The organism is Streptomyces sp. CA-142005 (assembly GCF_050942335.1).
GTDB lineage: Bacteria > Actinomycetota > Actinomycetes > Streptomycetales > Streptomycetaceae > Streptomyces.
This window is the reverse complement of sequence record NZ_CP192078.1, coordinates 5,688,566-5,708,272: the sequence shown is the minus strand read 5'-3', so window position 1 is coordinate 5,708,272 and position 19,707 is coordinate 5,688,566. Positions and strand designations below refer to the sequence as shown.

General features: G+C 70.4%; 19 protein-coding genes. 11 read left to right on the top strand and 8 right to left on the bottom strand.

Annotation, left to right across the window (positions count from 1 at the left end; all coding sequences use genetic code 11):
- Nucleotides 1-58 precede the first annotated feature (58 nt).
- The 5 genes from ACQPXS_RS26705 to ACQPXS_RS26685 form a co-directional block, all read right to left on the bottom strand.
- Nucleotides 59-1,468 (bottom strand): HAMP domain-containing sensor histidine kinase, encoded by a 1,410-nt coding sequence (locus tag ACQPXS_RS26705; RefSeq protein ID WP_433451794.1) that lies wholly within the window; start codon nt 1,466-1,468, stop codon nt 59-61.
- Entirely contained in the window at nt 1,469-2,200 is a 732-nt protein-coding gene (locus ACQPXS_RS26700; protein ID WP_433451793.1) for a response regulator transcription factor, read from the bottom strand.
- A 156-nt stretch (nt 2,201-2,356) separates the two neighbouring features.
- On the bottom strand, nt 2,357-2,995 hold the full coding sequence (locus ACQPXS_RS26695; RefSeq protein ID WP_433451791.1) for a CE1759 family FMN reductase: 639 nt from the start codon (nt 2,993-2,995) through the stop codon (nt 2,357-2,359).
- Nucleotides 2,992-4,080 (bottom strand): LLM class flavin-dependent oxidoreductase, encoded by a 1,089-nt coding sequence (locus tag ACQPXS_RS26690; RefSeq protein ID WP_351802485.1) that lies wholly within the window; start codon nt 4,078-4,080, stop codon nt 2,992-2,994. The genes ACQPXS_RS26695 and ACQPXS_RS26690 overlap by 4 nt, the downstream gene beginning before the upstream one ends.
- 119 nt (nt 4,081-4,199) lie before the next feature.
- The gene (locus ACQPXS_RS26685) at nt 4,200-5,090 is read right to left on the bottom strand and encodes an NADP-dependent oxidoreductase (protein WP_433451790.1); all 891 of its coding nucleotides are present in this window, start codon (nt 5,088-5,090) and stop codon (nt 4,200-4,202) included.
- Nucleotides 5,091-5,225: 135 nt separating this feature from the next.
- Here ACQPXS_RS26685 and ACQPXS_RS26680 point away from each other — a divergent pair, with 135 nt between their 5' ends.
- Nucleotides 5,226-5,630, top strand: a complete 405-nt coding sequence (locus tag ACQPXS_RS26680; protein ID WP_433451789.1) for a winged helix-turn-helix transcriptional regulator — start codon at nt 5,226-5,228, stop codon at nt 5,628-5,630.
- 47 nt (nt 5,631-5,677) lie between these two features.
- Here the strand turns inward: ACQPXS_RS26680 and ACQPXS_RS26675 are convergent, their stop codons facing one another.
- Complete coding sequence (locus tag ACQPXS_RS26675) at nt 5,678-6,157, bottom strand: hypothetical protein (protein ID WP_433451788.1); 480 nt, start codon at nt 6,155-6,157, stop codon at nt 5,678-5,680.
- 124 nt (nt 6,158-6,281) lie between these two features.
- On the opposite strand from ACQPXS_RS26675, the gene ACQPXS_RS26670 reads away from it, so the two are divergent.
- The 4 genes from ACQPXS_RS26670 to ACQPXS_RS26655 all read left to right on the top strand — a co-directional run bounded on the left by ACQPXS_RS26670 (nt 6,282) and on the right by ACQPXS_RS26655 (nt 8,596).
- A complete protein-coding gene (locus ACQPXS_RS26670) occupies nt 6,282-6,620 on the top strand; it encodes a YnfA family protein (protein ID WP_351802493.1) in 339 nt (112 codons plus the stop codon).
- A gap of 56 nt (nt 6,621-6,676) precedes the next feature.
- A complete protein-coding gene (locus ACQPXS_RS26665; RefSeq protein WP_433451786.1) occupies nt 6,677-7,438 on the top strand; it encodes an SDR family NAD(P)-dependent oxidoreductase in 762 nt (253 codons plus the stop codon).
- Nucleotides 7,438-7,608, top strand: a complete 171-nt coding sequence (locus ACQPXS_RS26660; RefSeq protein WP_433451785.1) for a hypothetical protein — start codon at nt 7,438-7,440, stop codon at nt 7,606-7,608. The genes ACQPXS_RS26665 and ACQPXS_RS26660 overlap by 1 nt, the downstream gene beginning before the upstream one ends.
- 187 nt (nt 7,609-7,795) lie before the next feature.
- On the top strand, nt 7,796-8,596 hold the full coding sequence (locus ACQPXS_RS26655; RefSeq protein WP_433451783.1) for an LAGLIDADG family homing endonuclease: 801 nt from the start codon (nt 7,796-7,798) through the stop codon (nt 8,594-8,596).
- 47 nt (nt 8,597-8,643) lie between these two features.
- Here the strand turns inward: ACQPXS_RS26655 and ACQPXS_RS26650 are convergent, their stop codons facing one another.
- Nucleotides 8,644-9,837 carry an RtcB family protein gene (locus ACQPXS_RS26650; protein ID WP_433451782.1) on the bottom strand — a complete coding sequence of 398 codons (1,194 nt, stop codon included), beginning with the start codon at nt 9,835-9,837 and terminating at the stop codon, nt 8,644-8,646.
- Between the two features lie 223 nt (nt 9,838-10,060).
- Here ACQPXS_RS26650 and ACQPXS_RS26645 point away from each other — a divergent pair, with 223 nt between their 5' ends.
- The 3 genes from ACQPXS_RS26645 (at nt 10,061) to ACQPXS_RS26635 (ending at nt 13,313) form a co-directional block, all read left to right on the top strand.
- The gene (locus tag ACQPXS_RS26645) at nt 10,061-10,900 is read left to right on the top strand and encodes a DUF3558 domain-containing protein (protein WP_433451781.1); all 840 of its coding nucleotides are present in this window, start codon (nt 10,061-10,063) and stop codon (nt 10,898-10,900) included.
- Nucleotides 10,901-11,013: 113 nt separating this feature from the next.
- Nucleotides 11,014-11,952 (top strand): DUF3558 domain-containing protein, encoded by a 939-nt coding sequence (locus tag ACQPXS_RS26640; protein WP_433451780.1) that lies wholly within the window; start codon nt 11,014-11,016, stop codon nt 11,950-11,952.
- Nucleotides 11,953-12,044: 92 nt separating this feature from the next.
- On the top strand, nt 12,045-13,313 hold the full coding sequence (locus ACQPXS_RS26635) for a DUF2637 domain-containing protein (RefSeq protein ID WP_433451778.1): 1,269 nt from the start codon (nt 12,045-12,047) through the stop codon (nt 13,311-13,313).
- Nucleotides 13,314-13,380: 67 nt separating this feature from the next.
- Here ACQPXS_RS26635 and lysS read toward each other — a convergent pair whose 3' ends face one another.
- Nucleotides 13,381-15,120 carry a lysine--tRNA ligase gene (gene lysS, locus ACQPXS_RS26630; RefSeq protein WP_433451777.1) on the bottom strand — a complete coding sequence of 580 codons (1,740 nt, stop codon included), beginning with the start codon at nt 15,118-15,120 and terminating at the stop codon, nt 13,381-13,383.
- 147 nt (nt 15,121-15,267) lie between these two features.
- Between lysS and argS the strand changes: the two genes are divergently transcribed.
- From argS to ACQPXS_RS26615, 3 genes are read left to right on the top strand one after another with little or no spacing between them, the layout of a single operon-like run.
- Nucleotides 15,268-17,034: an arginine--tRNA ligase gene (gene argS, locus ACQPXS_RS26625; RefSeq protein ID WP_365333183.1), complete on the top strand. Its 1,767-nt coding sequence runs from the start codon at nt 15,268-15,270 to the stop codon at nt 17,032-17,034.
- 55 nt (nt 17,035-17,089) lie between these two features.
- Nucleotides 17,090-17,965 (top strand): SUKH-4 family immunity protein, encoded by an 876-nt coding sequence (locus ACQPXS_RS26620; RefSeq protein ID WP_433451776.1) that lies wholly within the window; start codon nt 17,090-17,092, stop codon nt 17,963-17,965.
- Nucleotides 17,962-19,671 (top strand): hypothetical protein, encoded by a 1,710-nt coding sequence (locus tag ACQPXS_RS26615; RefSeq protein ID WP_433451775.1) that lies wholly within the window; start codon nt 17,962-17,964, stop codon nt 19,669-19,671. The genes ACQPXS_RS26620 and ACQPXS_RS26615 overlap by 4 nt, the downstream gene beginning before the upstream one ends.
- The last annotated feature ends 36 nt before the right edge of the window (nt 19,672-19,707 follow it).

The window sequence follows — 19,707 nt, the reverse complement described above, 5'->3', positions numbered from 1 at the left end:
GCGGATGAGGGCCGCTACCTGTGAACCGGTAGGTACGGCTACTCACTCGGCCCGGTGCTCACCCGCCGACCGTGAAACCGATCACCGCTCCGCCGCCCTCCCGCCGAAACGCGAACGGCGCTCCGCCATGGGCCATGGCGACCTCCCGGACGATGGACAGACCCAGCCCCGACCCTGGCAGGGACCGCGCGTCCGCGGCCCGGTAGAAGCGGTCGAAGATCCGGATCAGGTCGCCCTCGGCGATACCCGGCCCCCGGTCCAGGACCTCCACCCGCACGGTCCCGGGCCGCGCCGGGCCGGTGATGCTGACCTCGATCGGCGCCTTACCGCCCCGGTCGAACTTCGCCGCGTTCTCCACCAGGTTCGACATGGCCCGCTGCAGCATCCCGGGCCGCCCGTCGGTCGTCGTGTCACCGCTGGCGCGCAGCACGATCTCGCGCCCGGTACGGCGTTTGGCGAGCCCCACGACGTCCTCGGCGATGTCGGCGAGGTCCACCCGTTGCGGCGGCTCGGTGTCGGACTGCCCCGCGGCGAGGTCGACGAGCTCGTTGACCAGGTCGGTCAGCTCCCGGGCCTCCTGGGTGAGATCGGCGACCAGTTCCTCCCGGGTGGCGGGGGGCAGTTCGTCGATGCGGCGCAGGAGGGAGATGTTGGTGCGCAGGGACGTCAGCGGCGTACGCAGCTCGTGCCCCGCGTCCTGCACCAGCCGCCGCTGGTCCTCCTCGGACTGCGCGAGCCGGCCCAGCATCCGGTCGAAGGCGCGGCCGAGGCGCCCCACCTCGTCCAGCCCGGCCACCGGCACCTCGATGCCCAGCTGACGGGTGCGGGCCACGTCCTCGGCGGCGGAGGTGAGGATCACCAGACGCCGGGTGATCCGGCGGGCCAGCCACCAGCCGAACAGACCGGCCGCCACCACGACCGCCGACATCAGGATCAGCGTCCGCTGCTGCAGCGTGCGCAGCAGGTCCTCGGTGTCGCTGAACTCCTGCGCGACCTGGACCGCGCCCCGTCCGTCGCCGAGCGAGACGGTGGCGATGCGGAACAGGTCCTCGTCCACCCGTACGTCCTTGTGCTCGACGACCTTCCCGGCCGTCGTCGCGAGCGCCATGGCCTTGTCCCGGGAGGTGACGGGCAGGCTCGGGTTGCCGTGGTCCACGATCTGGCCCTGCGCGCCCAGCACCTGCACATCGGTGCGGGCGGGCCGGACCAGGTCGTGCCCGGGGCGGGAGGAGGAGAAGTCGTCGGGGACCATCTCGTGCTGCCGCACCTCGCCCTGCACGTCCTGCACGACCTGGGTGAACACCGACTGCTGGTCGACCCGGACCAGCCGCGCGGCGCTGCCGTACGACAGGATGCCGACGAGGATCGTGACGGCGGCGGTGACGGCCGCGAAGGAGACGGCGAAGGTGGTGCGCAGGGAGACCAGCTTGGGCCGGCCGGGGGCCGGCAGCCGCCGCAGGCGGCCCACCTAGTCCTCCCGGAGCACGTAACCCACGCCCCGCACCGTGTGGATCAGCTGCGGGGCGCCGGGCTCGTCGAGCTTGCGGCGCAGGTAGCCGACGTAGACGGCGAGGTTCTTCGAGCCGGGCCCGAAGTCGTAGCCCCAGATGCGGTCGTAGATCGTGGAGTGGTCGAGCACGATGCCCGCGTTGCGCACGAGCAGTTCCAGCAGCTCGAACTCGGTGCGGGTCAGCTCCAGCTCGCGCTTGCCGCGCCAGGCCCGGCGGGCCTGCAGGTCCATGCGGATGCCGGCGGCCTCGATCTGCCGGTCGGAGAGCTGGGGCTCCCGGCCGCCGTTCTCCCCGGCGCCGGCGCCGGTGCCGGCCGGCACCGGGCTGGTGCGGCGGAGCAGGGCGCGCAGCCGGGCGAAGACCTCCTCGACGTCGAACGGCTTGACCACGTAGTCGTCGGCGCCGGCGTCCAGGCCCGCGATGCGGTCGGCGGTCTCCACGAGGGCGGTGAGCATGAGGATCGGGGTGCGGTCGCCCTCGGCGCGCAGCACCCGGCAGACCTGGAGGCCGTCGATCCCCGGCATCATGACGTCGAGCACGAGGACGTCCGGCGGCGTCTTGTGGGCCTGCGCCAGCGCCTCGACGCCGTCGGCCACCGCCGTCACCTCATACCCTTCCAGGGTCAGGGCACGCTCCAGGGCATGGCGGATGGCACGGTCGTCTTCGGCGAGCAGCACAGTCTGGGGCACGCACCCAGTCTGCCAAGGCGTTCGGCGGTTCGGCCGGGGCGAGCGGACCTACGATCACCCTTTTTACCCCCCTCTCACCGTCACACGGGCAACCCGGCCCCTGGATCTACCGTCTTCTCACCGTCACGGGGAGACGTGCGGGCGGCCGCCATGCCCTCACCTGCCGGACGCGCCGAGTCTCGCCAGCTGCTCCGCGAAGGGCACGACGACCTGGAGACCGCGCGAGGCGTCCGCCTCTACTCCGTCCGGGGTACGCGCCCCGAGGCCGGCCGAGGTGTCCGCCGACAGCCCGGTCATCAGACCGGCCAGCTCCCGCGCCGCCCGCTCGATCCGCCCCGCCAGTCCCTCCTCGCCCCAGTCCTCCGACGCGGCGTACACCCCCGTCGGCACGACGACGGCCCGCAGGTAGGCGAACAGCGGCCGCAACGCGTGCTCCAGCACCAGCGAGTGCCGGGCCGTACCCCCGGTCGCCGCGATCAGCACCGGCTTGCCGGCCAGCGCCTCCTTGTCCAGCACGTCGAAGAACGACTTGAAGAGCCCGCTGTAGGACGCGCTGAACACGGGCGTGACGACGATCAGTCCGTCGGCCCCCGCCACCGCGTCCTGCGCGGCGGCGAGCGCCTTCCCGGCGAATCCGTTGGTGAAGTTGTGCGCGATCTCGACGGCGAGGTCCCGCAGCTCGATCACCTCCACGTCCGCCTCCGTCCGGCTCGCCACTGCGGTGGCGAGCCGGTCGCCCAGCAGCCGGGTGGAGGAGGGGACGCTCAGCCCCGCGGACACGACGACGAGCCTCATGCGACGGTCTCCTTCTGTGCGGCGGCGAGCAGGGAACGGTGGGTCGGCGCGTCCGGCACGTCCGCGGGGCGGCCGTTCGCGAACTCCTTGCGCAGCACGGGCACGACCTCCTCGCCGAGCATGTCGATCTGCTCCAGCACGGTCTTCAGCGGCAGCCCGGCGTGGTCCACCAGGAACAGCTGGCGCTGGTAGTCGCCGGCGTACTCCCGGAAGGACAGGGTCTTCTCGATGACCTGCTCGGGGGTGCCGACGGTCAGCGGGGTCTGGTCGGTGAACTCCTCCAGGGAGGGCCCGTGCCCGTAGACCGGCGCGTTGTCGAAGTACGGCCGGAACTCGCGCACCGCGTCCTGCGAGTTCTTCCGCATGAACACCTGACCGCCGAGGCCCACGATCGCCTGCTCGGGCGTGCCGTGCCCGTAGTGCGCGAACCGGGTCCGGTACAGCTCGACCATCCGCTTGGTGTGGTCGGCCGGCCAGAAGATGTTGTTGTGGAAGAAGCCGTCGCCGTAGTAGGCCGCCTGCTCGGCGATCTCGGGCGAGCGGATGGAGCCGTGCCAGACGAAGGGCGGTACGCCGTCCAGCGGGCGCGGGGTGGAGGTGAAGCCCTGCAGCGGGGTGCGGAACTTGCCCTCCCAGTCCACGACGTCCTCGCGCCACAGCCGGCGCAGCAGGGCGTAGTTCTCGATGGCGAGGTTGATGCCCTGCCGGATGTCCTGGCCGAACCAGGGGTAGACCGGCCCGGTGTTGCCGCGGCCCATCATCAGGTCGACGCGCCCGTCGGCCAGGTGCTGGAGCATCGCGAAGTCCTCCGCGATCTTCACCGGGTCGTTGGTGGTGATCAGGGTGGTGGAGGTGGAGAGGATCAGCTTCTCCGTCCGCGCTGCCACATAGCCGAGCATCGTGGTCGGGGACGACGGCACGAACGGCGGGTTGTGGTGCTCGCCGGTGGCGAAGACGTCCAGGCCGACCTCCTCGGCCTTGAGCGCGATGGCGACCATGGCCTTGATCCGCTCGCGCTCGGTCGGCGTACGCCCCGTGGTGGGGTCCGGCGTGACATCGCCGACCGTGAAGATCCCGAACTGCATGGTCGCTCACCCTCCAGGTTGTTTACGGTTCAACTATATGCGCTGAACCGCCACCCCGGCGGGGTTATTCCGGTCACCTCGCGTTCCGCCGCCTCGGGGCCGGTCCGCCACTTCCGGGGTCAGGGGACCAGAACCAGCCGCCCCCGCACCCCGCCCTCCGCGAGCCGCGCATGCGCCTTGGCCGCCTCCTCCAGGGCGTACGTCCGAGCCACCCGCAGGGTCAGCACCCCCTCGTCCACCAACCGGACCAGCTCCCCGAGCTGCGCGCCGTCGGCCCGCACCCACACGTTCTCCCCGCGCACCCCCCGCTCCGCCTCCGGCAGCGCCCCGTCACGGACCGCGACGAACGCGCCCCCGTCCCGCACCCACGCGAGCGCGGGCGCCCCCAGCACGGCGGCGTCCAGCACCGCGTCCACACTCCCCGGCTCGGCCCCGCCGGCCGTGAAGCGCGCCGCACCCAGGGACCGCACCAGCTCCTCGTCCTCCGCCCGGGCGTGCCCGGTCACCTCGATCCCCCGGTGCGCGGCCAGCTGCACCGCGAACCCGCCAACCGCACCCGCGGCCCCGGTCACCAGCAGCCGGTCGCCCGGCGCGAGGTCCAGCAGGTCCAGCGCCTGCAGCGCGGTCAGCCCGTTCAGCGGCAAAGTGCCCGCGTGCGCCGCGTCCACCGAGGCGGGCGCCACGGCCACGGCCCCCGCGTCCACGACGACGTACTCGGCATGAGCACCCAGCGGATCCGCGACCCCCGGCACCAGCGCCACCACCGGATCGCCGGCCTCCCAGGAGGCGGGCCCGCCCACCGCGTCCACCGTGCCGGCCACGTCCCAGCCGAGCCCGAGGGTCTTGCCCGCCCCGCCGAAGACGCCGGCGCGCACGGCCGCGTCCACCGGGTTCAGCGCGCTCGCGGCCACCTTGATCCGCACCTGCCGCGCTCCAGGCTCCGGCACCGCGACGTCCGCGATCTCCACGCTCTCCGGCCCGCCGAACGCCTTCACCACAGCAGCTCGCATGACAATTCTCCTCATATACAAGGCAGTTGATGATTCCGCGGCACCTTTCCGGCCGCAGCACCAACCGTAGGAGAGCTACTATCCATCGGTAAGTAGTTACCTGAGAGTGCGTAGCTGTCCCGAAGGGAAGAGCCCATGGCGACCATGACCGCCGCCCAGCGCCGCGAGCGGGCCCGCGCCGACTACGACGCCTTCCTGCGCGAATGCCCCACCAACCAGCTCCTCGGCCGGCTCAGCGACAAGTGGGTCAGCCTCGTCGTCGCCGCCCTGGCCACCGGCCCCCTGCGCTACAGCGGCCTCGGCCGCAAGATCGCCGGCGTCAGCCCCAAGATGCTCACCCAGACGCTCCGCACCCTCGAACGGGACGGCATCATCAGCCGCACGGTCACGCCGTCCGTCCCCGTCCGCGTCGACTACGAGCTCACCCCGCTCGGCGCCGGTCTCGCCGGCCTGCTGACGGCCGTGAAGGAGTGGGCCGAGACCCACTTCGAGGAGGTACGCACGGCCCGCGAGCGCTACGACGCGGAGAACCCCGCCTGATCCGCTGATCCTCCGACCTGATCCCCTGATCCCCTGATCAGGGAGCTTCAGAAGGCGTACGCGTCCCCGGTGTCCAGGACCAGCACCTTCGTCCGGTCGTTCGTGCGGTCCTGGTCCGTGGCGCCACCGCCCCAGGCCGTGTCGACCTCCACGGTGACCTCTGACGGCTTCTCCTTCAGCCGCACCGGCACGTCCAGCTGCTCACCCACCCCGTTCGCGGCCAGCGCGCCCGTCCCGCACAGCACCGTCCGCTCGTCCTCCCGGACACAGCGCGCGGGCAGCCGCTGCTCCTCGGCCAACGCCACCGACCAGCGCAGCCGTACGGTCGCGTCGGGCAGGGCGGACGGACCGTCGTTGTGCGGGGTCAGCTTCACCTCCACCCGGTCGCCGTTCAGCACGGCTGTCCCGTGAAAGGCGAGGTCGGCCTCGAGCCCGGCCGCCGGGGCGGCCACGGCGGCCCCCGCCCCCAGAACCACACCGGTCAAGGCCCCCGCCACACCCCAGGTCCACTTCCGCACGCCGCTCACCACTCCACGCTCGCGATCCGACTGGCGTAGGGATGTATGCCACGGGGGCCCGGCGAAAGGCGCCCTCCAACAGGTGACAGGCGGCCCGTGAACGCCGCTCGCCCCGCGTGCCAAGCTGCTGACCATGTCGATCCTCCGCTCCGCCGCCCTGTTCGTCGTCGCCGCCGTCTTCGAGATCGGCGGCGCCTGGCTGATCTGGCAGGGCGTACGCGAGCACCGGGGCTGGCTGTGGATGACCGGCGGGGTCCTGGCCCTCGGCGCGTACGGCTTCGTCGCCACCTTCCAGCCGGACGCCCACTTCGGCCGCATCCTGGCCGCGTACGGCGGCATCTTCGTCGCCGGCTCACTGCTGTGGGGCGCGGTCGCGGACGGCTACCGCCCCGACCGCTACGACGTCGTGGGCGCGCTGGTCTGTCTCGCCGGGATGGCCGTGATCATGTGGGCCCCGAGAAACGGCGCCTGAGCCTCACTTAGGCTGGACGGAGCCTTTGCCACCCGACCCTCACCGAGGAGCTGCCCATGGCCCCCGCCTCCCGCATCGCCGTCGTCACCGGTGCGAGCAGCGGCATCGGCGCCGCCACGGCACGGCAGCTCGCCGAGACCGGCTACCGCGTCGTCCTCACCGCCCGCCGCAAGGACCGTATCGAGGCGCTCGCGGAGGAGCTGACCAAGGCGGGCCACTCGGCGGTGGCCTACCAGCTGGACGTCACCGACCGCGCGGCCGTCGACGAGTTCGCGACGGCCTTCCAGACCGTCGGCGTCCTGGTCAACAACGCGGGCGGCGCCCTCGGCGCGGACCCGGTGGCCACCGGCGACCCGGCGGACTGGCGCACGATGTACGAGACGAACGTCATCGGCACCCTGAACCTCACCCAGGCCCTGCTGCCGAAGCTGGTGGCGAGCGGCGACGGCGTCGTCGTGGTCGTCTCCTCCACCGCCGGCCACGGCACGTACGAGGGCGGCGGCGGCTATGTCGCCGCCAAGCACGGCGCCCACGTCCTCGCCGAGACCCTCCGCCTGGAGATCGTCGGCCAGCCGGTCCGCGTCATCGAGATCGCCCCCGGCATGGTCAAGACGGAGGAGTTCGCCCTCACCCGCTTCGCCGGCGACGAGACGAAGGCGGCCAAGGTCTACGAGGGCGTGGCGGAACCCCTCACCGCGGACGACGTGGCGGAGACGATCACCTGGGCGGTCACCCGCCCCAGCCACGTCAACGTGGACCTCCTCGTCCTGCGGCCCCGCGCCCAGGCGTCCAACACCAAGGTCCACCGGGAGCCGTGATGTCCGAAGAAACCACCGAGACCCCCGGCTCCCCGGACGACCTGGAGCAACGCCGACTGGCCCAGGAGACCAAGGACGAACGCAAGGTCTGGTACTTCCTGGGCTACTTCCTCTTCGGCATCCACATCGTGGCCTTCGTGATGATCTACGCGGTACGCCACGCGAAGTGACCCAGGATTAGCCCAAACGGGCGAAGCTCATCGATCGCCCGATCGCCACACGAACACCCACCCTAGGCTCGCGCCACACGATCAATTCGACGGCCCTCGGCCGGGAGTGCCATCCCGACCAAGGGCCTCACCAGCATGGAAGTGGAGGCTTCCTGTGGCTGAATGCGAGCCTAGCGCCCCCCGGTTCATGGACCTCACGGTGCCCGAGTACGCGTACATGTTCGGGTTCTTGCAGGCAGACGGGCACTTGTCGAGGGGTGTGGGACAAAAGGGCCGTCTGACCGTTGAGATCAGCGCCCGAGACATCGACCTCCTGCAGAAGTTCCAGAAACTGACGCCCTACTACAGCAGCATCACCGAACGCACCCGGTCGACCAACTTCACCGAGACTCACACCGCCGCCGTCTGGAGCCTGTGCTCTCTGGAAGCCAGGATCAGGATCAACGACCTCGGCCTGCCGTATGGCCGCAAGTCCAAGACGATCGCTCCACCCAACGTCGACTTTTCCCGCCGCGACTATCTGCGAGGCCTGATCGACGCAGACGGCTCGGTCGGCTTCACCAGCAAGGGTTTCCCCTTCATCTCCCTCACCACGGCCAGCGGAGCCATCGCGTCCTACCTGACTGAGCACGGGAGGGGCGTAACGGGAGCCGAGCGCAATCCGAAGCGCAACGCCCGCGACGACGTCTACAACGTCCTCTACATGATGGAGTTGGCTCAGTGTCTGGCAGCCGACCTGTACTACCCGGGCTGCCTGTCTCTGGAGCGCAAGCGCGCGGCAGCGGACTCGCTCTCGACTTGGGCGCGTCCCTCAGGCATGAGGGCCGCCTACACGGCTCGCCGCTGGAACGCGACCGAAGACCGGATCCTACTGACACTCAACAGCCCGATGGCGGCCGCAGAGGTACTCGGCAGGACCGCGCAGAGCTGCAATCTCCGCCTCTGGCGCCTACACAACGGCAAAGTACCCATGCCCAGCGATCAGTGACCAAGTGAGCGAGTGAGGCCCCCGGCACTGACCGGGGGCCTTTCGCGTCAGCCCTTCACGCACAGGAACTGCTTCAGCTTCGCAACAACCTGCACGAGATCGCGCTGCTGATCCAGCACTTGGTCGATGTTCTTGTAGGCGCCCGGAATCTCATCCAGCACGCCAGGATCCTTCCGGCACTCAACGCCCCGCGTCTGCTCCTCCAAATCCCGTACCGTGAAGTGTCGCTTGGCAGCGTTGCGGCTCATTCGCCGACCGGCGCCATGCGAGGCGGAGTTGAACGCCTTGTCGTTTCCGAGCCCCTTCACGATGTACGAGCTGGTACCCATCGAGCCCGGGATGATCCCGTACTCGCCGGAGCCGGCCCGGATCGCGCCCTTGCGGGTCACGAGCAGCTCCATGCCGTCGTACCGCTCCTCCGCAACGTAGTTGTGGTGGCAGGAGATCTCCGGCTCGAAGGTCGGCTTGGCCTTCTTGAACTCCTTGCGGATGACGTCCTTCAAGAGCGCCATCATCAGCGTGCGGTTGTACTTGGCGTACTCCTGCGCCCAGTAAAGGTCGTTGCGGTAGGCCGCCATCTGCGGGGTGTCCGAGACGAAGACCGCCAAGTCCCGGTCTACCAGGTCCTGGTTGTGCGGGAGTTTCTGGGCCACGCCGATGTGGTGCTCGGCGAGTTCCTTGCCGATGTTGCGCGACCCAGAGTGCAGCGTGAGCCACACGAAGCCCTCAGAATCGAACAAAAGTTCGATATAGTGATTTCCCCCGCCCAGTGTCCCCATCTGCAAAGCCGCCCGCTCCCGCCGGAACTTCACAGCGTCAGCGACCTGGTCGAACCGCCCCCAAAAGTCGTCCCACCCAGCAGTCGCCAGACCATGAAAATCCCCCGGCTCCACGGGATCGTCATGCATCCCGCGCCCCACCGGAATCGCCTGCTCGATCTTCGACCGCAGCCGCGACAGATCCCCCGGCAGGTCGTTCGCCGTCAGCGAGGTCTTCACCGCCGACATCCCGCAGCCGATGTCCACCCCGACCGCAGCCGGGCACACCGCGCCCCGCATGGCGATGACGGAGCCGACCGTCGCGCCCTTGCCGTAGTGCACGTCCGGCATCACGGCCAGGCCCTTGATCCAGGGCAGGGTCGCCACGTTCTGGAGCTGACGCAGGGCCACGTCCTCGACCGTCGCGGGGTCGGTCCACATCCGGATCGGGATCTTCGCGCCCGGCATCTCCACGTACGACATAGGGTCCTCATTCCCCCGAAAACGACAACAAAGGCTTGCACAAGGCTTATAAGCAACAAAGCGCAAAAGCAGCGTCGACGCCGGTGAAAAGGGACAAGGGACCGGCGGCCACGGCAGCGCGTGCGATACACATTGTCTCCAGGGGACGCCCCGCCGCGGCAAACGAATAACCAGCGGGGACACTGGAGCACCCAGCGAGCGCACACCCGAGAGGAGCCCGACCGTGCAGCGGAAGGCGTACGTAACCGGCACCGCCGCCCTCCTCGCGGCGCTGCTGGCCGGCTGCACCAGCGGCTCGGGCGGTGACAGCCCCACGGACAACGCCAATCCGGGCGCCGCCGACACCGCCTCGGCCGTCGCCCAGCCGGGCAAGTACCGCACGCTGCCCGAACCCTGCGGCGCGGTCGGCCACGACAGCCTCGACTCGCTGCTGCCCGGCATCAAGCAGATCGCCGATCCCACTCAGCGGGACAAGGCCTACCAGGGCCAGGCCGCCCTCACCTACGACACCGAGCGCAAGGTCGGCTGCCACTGGAAGGTGGAGTCCGCCGACGCCACCGACCGCCTCTCGGTCGACTTCGAGCGTGTGGTGTCGTACGACAACACGGTCAGCGACGACGACCAGGCGAAGACACTGTTCGAGGGCAAGGAGTCGGCCGCCGACCTCCCCGCGCCGAGCGGCTCCTCGCCCGCGAGCGGGGCGACCGCACCGACGCCGACGTCCTCGCCCTCGTCCAGCGGCTCCCCGTCGTCCCCCGCGACCGGCGACGCCTCGCCCTCCGGATCGCCGTCCGGCTCCTCCTCCGGTTCCGCCGCGGACGATCTGCAGCCGCGGGTGCTGTCCGATCTCGGTGACGAGGCGTATATCGACGACCAGCTCGGTTCGTCCGGTTCGACCGCCGAACAGCGGACGGTGACTGTGGTGTTCCGCACGTCCAACGTCGTCGTCACCATCGTGTACGAGGAGCAGCCGACGGCCGTCGGAACGGTCCCGGACAGCAAGGAAATGCAGGACAGGGCCCGTAATCTGGCCTCTCAACTGGACGACACGCTGGGCGGTTGACGGCCGGGCGAGCCGCTCACCGCGCCGCACGCAAAGCACCCGAACCGAAACCGCACAGCTCCTTCACCGCGTACCGTGGGCCCCCGCAGGAACCCGCACGATCACCGAGCGTCATGAGTGAAGGAACCATGCAGCGAGCAGCCCAGCAAGACGACCGTGCCCTGGGGGTACCTCCCACGAAGTGGGGGAGACGGACGCGTGGCAAGCGCCTGAGCCGTGTTCTTGTCTGCGCGGCAGCCGTGCCGGCGGTGCTGATCACCGCCGCCTGTTCGTCGGACTCGGGCGACTCCAAGGGCAAGGGCACGGACAGCAGCACGCAGCAGTCCGCGGGCGGCGGCACCAAGCCCTCGGCGAGCGCGTCCCCGACCGTGCAGGCGGCCGCGTACAAGAAGCTGCCGGACGCGTGCGCGGTGTTGTCGAAGAAGACCCTGACGAGCCTCACCCCGAAGGACACCTCGGGCAAGAAGGGCAGTTCGGACGATCCGTCGTCGCGTGCCTCCTGCTCCTGGAGCAGCCTGGACAACCACGGCGTGAAGGGATCGCAGTTCCGGTGGCTGAACGTGTCCCTGCTCCGTTTCGACTCGGACACCACGCGCGGTGCCGGTGACACCCAGGCCCACACGTACTTCGGGCAGCAGGTCAAGGACGCCGAGTCGGTGGCCGGCGCGAAGAACACCAAGCAGATCCCGCTGTCCGGCACGGGCGCGGAGGCGACGGTCGTGCGCTACGACCTGAAGAAGAAGGAAGGTCTGTTCAAGCAGCAGACCGTGGTCGCGCGGGTCGAGAACGTGGTCGTCACGCTCGACTACAACGGCGCCGGCCTCGCGGGCGAGAAGACCCCGGACGCCGAGCAGCTGACGAAGGCCGCGGAGAGCGCGATCAAGGAAGTGGTCGGGGCGGTGTCGTCCGCCAACGGCGGCTCGTCGTCGGCCGGTTCCGTGTCGACGGCCCCGTCGAAGTCGGCTTCCCCGTCGAAGTCCGCCTCCGGCTCCCCGTCCAAGTCGGCCTCTTCCAGCGCTTCTCCGTCCAAGTCGGCCGCGAAGAAGGGCTGACCGAGGACCGGAAGCGCTGACCGGTACCACGTTCGCCGTTGGCGTGTGCCACCCTGTTGCGCGCAACAACTGGCAAGGGGAGGGGAGTACGCGTGGCCGCGCCACTGAAGCTGACTCGGATACACCGCGTTCTCATCGGCGTCGTCGTGACCGGCGCCTTGATCATCGCCGGAATCGGCTTCGCCGGCTCCTACGCGGCCGTCCGTGAGCTGGCCATCAAGAAGGGCTTCGGGAACTTCTCCTATGTCTTTCCGGTGGGCATCGACGCGGGCATCTGTGTCCTGCTGGCCCTGGACCTGCTGCTGACCTGGATCCGTATCCCCTTCCCGCTGCTGCGCCAGACGGCGTGGCTGCTGACGGCGGCGACGATCGCGTTCAACGGCGCCGCCGCCTGGCCGGACCCGCTGGGCGTCGGCATGCACGCGGTGATCCCGGTGCTGTTCGTGGTCGCGGTGGAGGCGGCCCGGCACGCGATCGGCCGGATCGCCGACATCACGGCGGACAAGCACATGGAGGGCGTCCGCCTGACCCGCTGGCTCCTCTCCCCCGTCCCCACCTTCCTCCTCTGGCGCCGGATGAAGCTGTGGGAGCTGCGCTCCTACGACCAGGTCATCAAGCTGGAGCAGGAACGTCTCGTCTACCAGGCCCGGCTCCGTTCCCGCTTCGGGCGCGCATGGCGCAGGAAGGCCCCGGTGGAGTCCCTGATGCCGCTGCGCCTGGCCCGGTACGGGGTGCCGCTGGCGGAGACGGCACCGGCGGGCCTGGCGGCGGCGGGCATCGAACCGGTCCTGCTGCAGGCCGCCCCGCAGCAGCCGCAGCTCACGGCGGACTCCGTGGCCGAGGGCGGTCGCGCCGTCGGCGCGGCGCCCATCCCGATGCAGGCGGCGCCTCCCGGCGAGCAGCGGCCGCAGGAGCCCCCGGCGGACGACGAGAGCCCCTGGTTCCAGACCCCGCGCCAGGTCGACTACCACGGCGGCTACGACCCCACGTACGACCCGATGATGCAGGAACCCCAGTACGCCCCGGACGAGCAGTACGGGGAGTGGTACGAGGAGCAGCAGCCGGAGGACTTCCAGCAGCCCTCCCCGGAGGAGACCGGCAGCTTCCCCATCCCGGTGGGCCCGAATCGCACCCGCGAACTCGGCGAGGGCGGCGGCACCCCGGAACCGGACCCGACCGAGGACGACTACTACCAGGTCTTCCGCAAGTCGATCGACGGCAGCTTCCCCACCCCGCACCAGTTCGGCGAGGCCGTCGAGGCGACGTACGGCCTCACGCTCCCCCCGCGCGACGCCGACCGGATGGTCAAGCGCTTCACCAACCGCTTCAACGCGGAACTGGAGGAGAACCACATCGCGTGACGGCAGGAAAAAGGGGGCCCTCCACACCGGAGGGCCCCCTTTTTCGCACGCGGTTTCCTGCGGGCTCCTACTCCCCGAGCAGCCGCCGCACCCGCTCCTGGCCCACCGCGAGCAGCAGCGTGGGCAGTCGCGGCCCGGTGTCCCGCCCGACGAGCAGGTGGTACAGCAGGGCGAAGAAGGACCGCTGAGCCGTCTTGATCTCGGCCGGCAGCTCCTTCGGCGTGGCGTCGGCCGGGAACCCGGCCTGCACCTTGGGCACGCCGTACACGAGGTGGGTCAGCCCGTCGAGCGACCAGTGCTCGGCGAGCCCGTCGAGCAGCAGCCGCACCGACTGCTGGGAGGCCTCGTCGAGGGACTTCAGCAGCTCGGCGTCGGGCTCGTCGCGCACGATGGTCCGCTGGTCGGCGGGGACGTGCGTGTTGATCCAGGCCTCGGCCCGGTCGTACCGCGGCCGTGCCTCGTCCAGGGACGCCAGCGGCTGCTCCGGGTCCAGCTCGGAGAGGATCCGCAGCGCCTGGTCCTCGTGCCCGGCGGTGATGTCGGCGACGGACGCCAGCGTGCGGTACGGCAGCGGGCGCGGCGTCTTCGGCAGCTCACCGCCGGCCGTGCCGACCGCGCGCGTGTACGCGGCCACGTCGCCCGGCAGCGCGGAGCCGTCGGCGACCTTCGCCGCCAGCTTGTCCCACTCGTCGTACAGCCGCTGGATCTCCTGGTCGAAGGCGATCTTGAAGGACTGGTTGGGCTTGCGGCGGGCGTAGAGCCAGCGCAGGATCTGCGGCTCCATGATCTTCAGCGCGTCGGCGGGAGTCGGGACCCCGCCCCGCGAGGAGGACATCTTCGCCATGCCGGAGATACCCACGAACGCGTACATGGGGCCGATCGGCTGCTTGCCGCCGAAGATCCCGACGATCTGCCCGCCGACCTGGAAGGAGGAGCCCGGCGAGGAGTGGTCGACACCGCTCGGCTCGAAGACGACGCCCTCGTACGCCCAGCGCATCGGCCAGTCGACCTTCCAGACCAGCTTGCCGCGGTTGAACTCGCTGAGCCGGACGGTCTCGGCGAAGCCGCACGCGGTGCAGGTGTAGGCCAGCTCGGTGGAGTCGTCGTCGTAGGAGGTGACGGTCGTCAGGTCCTTCTCGCAGTTGCCGCAGTACGGCTTGTACGGGAAGTAGCCCGCGGAGCCGGAGCTGCCGTCGTCCTCGGACGCGGCGCCCGAGCCCTCCTCGGCCTCCAGCTCGGCCTCGTCGACGGCCTTCTGCTGCTGCTTCTTCGGGGCCTTCTTCGTGCGGTACTGGGCGAGGATCGCGTCGATGTCACCGCGGTGCCTCATGGCGTGCAGGATCTGCTCGCGGTAGGCGCCGGAGGTGTACTGCGCGGTCTGGCTGATCCCGTCGAACTCGACGCCCAGCTCGGCCAGCGAGGCGACCATCGCGGCCTTGAAGTGCTCGGCCCAGTTCGGGTACGACGACCCGCGCGGCGCCGGCACCGAGGTCAGCGGCTTGCCGATGTGCTCGGCCCAGGTCTCGTCGATGCCCGCGACACCCGCCGGGACCTTCCGGTACCGGTCGTAGTCGTCCCAGGAGATCAGGTGCCGGACCTGGTACCCGCGGCGGCGGATCTCGTCGGCGACCAGGTGCGGGGTCATGACCTCGCGCAGGTTGCCGAGGTGGATCGGACCCGACGGCGAGAGCCCGGACGCGACGACGACCGGTTTGCCCGGGGCCCGGCGCTCCGACTCCTCGATGACCTCATCCGCGAAACGGGAGACCCAGTCGGTGGTCTCGGTGCTCTGAGCCACGATCGGCACGTCCTTCTTTCTGAACGGGGTGGCACTCCGTCTGATCGGGGTGACACTCCATTCTCACAGACCGCGATGCGACGGCGAAAACGGCTTTACCTGCCATGGGATACTGGCCGGGACTATCCATCCACGAGGAGAACGGCACCCATTCCTATGGCCTCGGTCACGTCCCTCAGCGACAACGTCCAGCAGCACCTCGCGTCCGCCCTCTCGGCCACCCTGCCGGAGGCCGCCGGCGCGGACCCGCTGCTGCGACGAAGCGACCGGGCCGACTTCCAGGCCAACGGGATCCTGGCCCTGGCCAAGAAGGCGAAGGCGAACCCGCGGGAGCTGGCGACGCAGGTCGTCTCCCGGGTGGTGACGGGTGACGAGCTGATCAAGGACGTCGAGGTCTCCGGCCCCGGCTTCCTGAACATCACGATCGCGGACCGGGCGATCACCGCGAACCTGGCCGCGCGGTACGCGGACGAGACCGGCCGCCTCGGCGTGCCGACCGCCGCGCAGCCGGGCACGACGGTGATCGACTACGCGCAGCCGAACGTGGCGAAGGAGATGCACGTAGGCCATCTGCGGTCGGCGGTGATCGGCGACTCGGTGGTCCAGCTCCTCGAGTTCACCGGCGAGAACGTGGTCCGCCGCCACCACATCGGCGACTGGGGCACCCAGTTCGGCATGCTCATCCAGTACCTGGACGAGCACCCGCACGAGCTGGACCACAAGGAGGCCCAGGTCACCGGTGAGGAGGCGATGTCGAACCTCGACCGCCTCTACAAGGCCGCGCGGAAGCTCTTCGACTCCGACGAGGAGTTCAAGACGCGGGCCCGCCGCCGGGTGGTCGACCTCCAGGCCGGCGACCCGCACACGCTCGCCATGTGGCAGAAGTTCGTGGACGAGTCGAAGATCTACTTCTTCTCCGTCTTCGAGAAGCTGGACATGGAGATCCGCGACCCCGACATCGTCGGCGAGTCCGGCTACAACGACATGCTCGCGGAGACCTGCCGCCTCCTGGAGGAGTCGGGCGTCGCGGTCCGCAGCGAGGGCGCCCTGTGCGTCTTCTTCGACGACATCAAGGGCCCGGACGGCAACCCGGTCCCGCTGATCGTCCAGAAGTCGGACGGCGGCTACGGCTACGCGGCCACCGACCTCTCCGCGATCCGCGACCGTGTCTTCAACCTCAAGGCGAACACGCTCCTGTACGTGGTGGACGCCCGCCAGGCCCTGCACTTCAAGATGGTCTTCGAGACGGCGCGCCGGGCCGGCTGGCTGAACGAGGACGTCACCGCCTTCCAGCTGGCCTTCGGCACGGTCCTCGGCAAGGACGGCAAGCCGTTCAAGACGCGCGAGGGCGAGACCGTCCGCCTGGTCGACCTCCTCGACGAGGCCATCGACCGCGCCTCGGCCGTCGTACGGGAGAAGGCCCAGGACCTGTCCGAGGAGGAGATCGCCGAGCGGGGTGCCCAGGTGGGCATCGGCGCGGTGAAGTACGCGGACCTGTCGACGTCGGCGAACCGGGACTACAAGTTCGACCTGGACCAGATGGTCTCGCTCAACGGCGACACGAGCGTGTACCTGCAGTACGCCTACGCCCGCATCCAGTCCATCCTCCGCAAGGCCGGCGAGACCCGCCCGGCCGCGCACCCGGAGCTGGAACTGGCGGAGGCCGAGCGCGCCCTGGGCCTGCACGCCGACGCCTTCGCCGAGACGGTGACGGAGGCGGCGGCGGAGTACGCCCCGCACAAGCTGGCGGCCTACCTCTACCAGCTGGCCTCCCTGTACACGACCTTCTACGACAAGTGCCCGGTCCTGAAGGCCGAGACCCCGGCCCAGGTGGAGAACCGCCTCTTCCTGTGCGACATCACGGCCCGCACCCTGCACCGGGGCATGGCCCTGCTGGGCATCCGGACGCCCGAGAAGCTCTGACCGGCAGCCCTTAGAGTCTGTGGAGACCCGTCTCCACAGACTCTGAGGGAGCCCGATGTCCGAGCGAGTCCCCGACCCGTCCACGGCCCACTTCGGCGCGGACGGCATGCGCCGGTTCACGGTGCCCGCCTCGTACGGCATCCAACTGCCCGACGCGACCCGCGAGGTACTGACGGCCACCGGGGTTCCGCTGCACGTGCGGCCGTACTTCACCGCGGCGGCCGAGAGCGACGCGCCGGTCCTGGGAATGTGGGCCGGACATCACGGACTGCCCGCGCCCGCCGGGCGGGAGAACTGGCTGAGCATCGGCACGGACCCGCTGGCCCACCTGTGCGTACGGCCGGACGGCGCGGTACAGGCGGTGTTCCTGGGCCTGGACGAGGACGACATGTTCGTCAGCTCGACCGTCTCGGCCTTCAACGCCTCCCTGGCAGCCCTGGACCGCCGCCTTCCGGTGATCGCCGCCTCGACCAGCCTCCCGGTGGCCGCCGCTGCCTTCCGCGAACTCAACGCCGAGCTGCGCCGGATCGACGCCGCCGCGTTCGAGGAGCGCGAGAGCTGGTGGCCGAAGGTGCTGGACGACGTACGGCACACCCTGAACTTCCCGTTCTCGTCGGCGTTCGAGTACCTCGATGCCTCCGGCGCCAAGCAGATCGTCACCGACGCGACCGGTCCTGGGCGCCCGCACCCGGAGGAACTGGTGTGGCAGCGCCTGCACGCGCAAGGGGTGGCCCCGGAGCAGGTCCGGCGCGTCTACTGCGAGCTGGAGCCGTGCATGATGCCGGGCCACTACTGCGCGGTCTGGCTGCAAGCGACCTTCCCCCACGCGGAGTTCACGCACAGCTTCGACTACGGCTCCACGGCGGAGTCGCGCGAAGAGGGACTCAAGGAGTTGATCACGTACGCGGCGAAGCAGGCGGGCCGCCAGTGAGCGAGGCCCTGAAGTGGTCCCGCCCGGCAGCGGGCCGCGAACCGGCCGCAGCCGCGCTGCTGGCCTGGCTGGCGGATCCTGAGGCCCCTCGCCTGTGTGTCGTCACCGGCGGCGCGGGATGCGGCAAGTCGACCCTGCTGGCGTGGCTGATCGGGCACGGGACGCGGGAGGGGACCCAGCGGGAGCGCCGGGTCCACGGTTTTGTGCCCCTGGCCGGGGAGAGCGCCCTCACGGCCGCCTGGACACTGTCCCAGCAGCTGATGGTGGCCGCCCGCACCCCGGGCGAGCTGGTGGCCGCGCTGGCCGCCGACGAGCGGCGCACGGTGATCGTGCTGCCGGAACTGCACGCGTCGAAGGACGCCGCAGGCGTGGCCGAACTCGCTCTGGCCCTCTTGGAGTTGCCGCACATCCGGCTGCTCGTCGAGATACGGAGCGGCAGCGGCGAGGCCGCGACTCTCACGGCCGCTCCCTCGGCTGTGATGGATCTCGACCAGCCGCGGTGGACGGACCCGGAGCGGTACGCCGCCTGGGCGGCGGCCCGGCCGCCCGACCGCCGGGTGCCGCTCGAACGTCCCACGCGCACGGTCGACTTGAACGACCCCACCGCGATCTGCGCAGCGGACCCCTGGCAGGTGTCCATCGGCTACGAACGCTCCGCCGATGCTCACGGCGGCCTGCGGGCGGCATGGCTGCGGGCGGGAGCGTCCCTGACCCGTGAGCTGTCACCTGCGGACCGGGCCGTCGTACTCCTCGCCGCCCTGGGCGACGACGCCGACCCGAGGCTGCCGCAGACACTGGCGGCGCTGACCGGAGGAGCCGCATGGCAGGTGGTCTGGCGGAGGGTGCGCGGCGATGTCCGGCCGCCGTGGCCGGGACCGGCACGCGCACTGTCGTCGGGGCGTGGGCAACTCGCCGGGAAGCTGGTGGTGGCCGATCACCAGGACACGATCCGGCTGGTCGACGAGGCGGACGCGGCTCCGGCCGGCCGCCTGCCGGAGCCGGTGCAGGGGACGCGCGCTGTGGCGGCGACGCCGGAGGGCGACGTGCTCGTCCTGGACGCGCAGGGCCGGCTGCACGTCCGGCACAGCCCCTCGGCTCCGAGGGCCACGGGGCTGGCGGCACTGCTGGCGGACGGGCCGACGCCGCTGGAACGGCTGACGGAAGCCGCGCAAACCCAACTCGACGGAGCTGCCACGGTGTTGTCGTTCTGCGAGGGACTGCTCGCAGCAGGGGACGCCACAGGCCGCGTGCACGCCTTCTCCCAAGCGGACGAAGAGGTGGAGAGCTTCGCAGCGCACCTGCACGAGGGTGGCGTCGCCGCCGTAGCGGCCCTGCGCCTGACGCCGTCCAAGGAGGGACCGGGCATACCCCTGATCTACAGCGGCGGATACGACGGCACGGTACGGGTGTGGGGCCCGGGAGCGGACCCGCTGGCCTCCCCCGTCCGGTCGCGGCCGTGCCCGGTGACGGCCCTGGCGGCAGCGACCACCGACACCGGACCGGTACTGGCCGTCGCCTGGGGGGACGGCCTGGTCGAACACCACACCGTGGACGAGGAAGGCGCGGTCCGCGCCTACTGGCCCGGAGCCCCGGTGCACGCGCTGGCGGTGACTGGTGCCGGGACGCTGCTGATCGGCACCGATGAGCGGCTGGTGCACCTGCGCCCAGCCCGAAAAGCCGGAGAGGTTGTCACAGTCATGCCATAGAGCTCCAAGGCACCCTTGCCCTCCAACAGCCCTCCC

Bases quoted from the DNA above. Each gene is read 5' to 3' on its own strand.
- ACQPXS_RS26685 (WP_433451790.1), bottom strand. From the start codon at position 5,090: ATGCGAGCTGCTGTGGTGAAGGCGTTCGGCGGGCCGGAGAGCGTGGAG.
- ACQPXS_RS26665 (WP_433451786.1), top strand. From the start codon at position 6,677: ATGGCCCCCGCCTCCCGCATCGCCGTCGTCACCGGTGCGAGCAGCGGC.
- ACQPXS_RS26660 (WP_433451785.1), top strand. From the start codon at position 7,438: ATGTCCGAAGAAACCACCGAGACCCCCGGCTCCCCGGACGACCTGGAG.
- ACQPXS_RS26620 (WP_433451776.1), top strand. From the start codon at position 17,090: ATGTCCGAGCGAGTCCCCGACCCGTCCACGGCCCACTTCGGCGCGGAC.
- ACQPXS_RS26695 (WP_433451791.1), bottom strand. From the start codon at position 2,995: ATGAGGCTCGTCGTCGTGTCCGCGGGGCTGAGCGTCCCCTCCTCCACC.
- ACQPXS_RS26690 (WP_351802485.1), bottom strand. From the start codon at position 4,080: ATGCAGTTCGGGATCTTCACGGTCGGCGATGTCACGCCGGACCCCACC.
- ACQPXS_RS26650 (WP_433451782.1), bottom strand. From the start codon at position 9,837: ATGTCGTACGTGGAGATGCCGGGCGCGAAGATCCCGATCCGGATGTGG.
- argS (WP_365333183.1), top strand. From the start codon at position 15,268: ATGGCCTCGGTCACGTCCCTCAGCGACAACGTCCAGCAGCACCTCGCG.
- ACQPXS_RS26680 (WP_433451789.1), top strand. From the start codon at position 5,226: ATGGCGACCATGACCGCCGCCCAGCGCCGCGAGCGGGCCCGCGCCGAC.
- ACQPXS_RS26655 (WP_433451783.1), top strand. From the start codon at position 7,796: ATGGACCTCACGGTGCCCGAGTACGCGTACATGTTCGGGTTCTTGCAG.
- ACQPXS_RS26640 (WP_433451780.1), top strand. From the start codon at position 11,014: ATGAGTGAAGGAACCATGCAGCGAGCAGCCCAGCAAGACGACCGTGCC.
- ACQPXS_RS26670 (WP_351802493.1), top strand. From the start codon at position 6,282: ATGTCGATCCTCCGCTCCGCCGCCCTGTTCGTCGTCGCCGCCGTCTTC.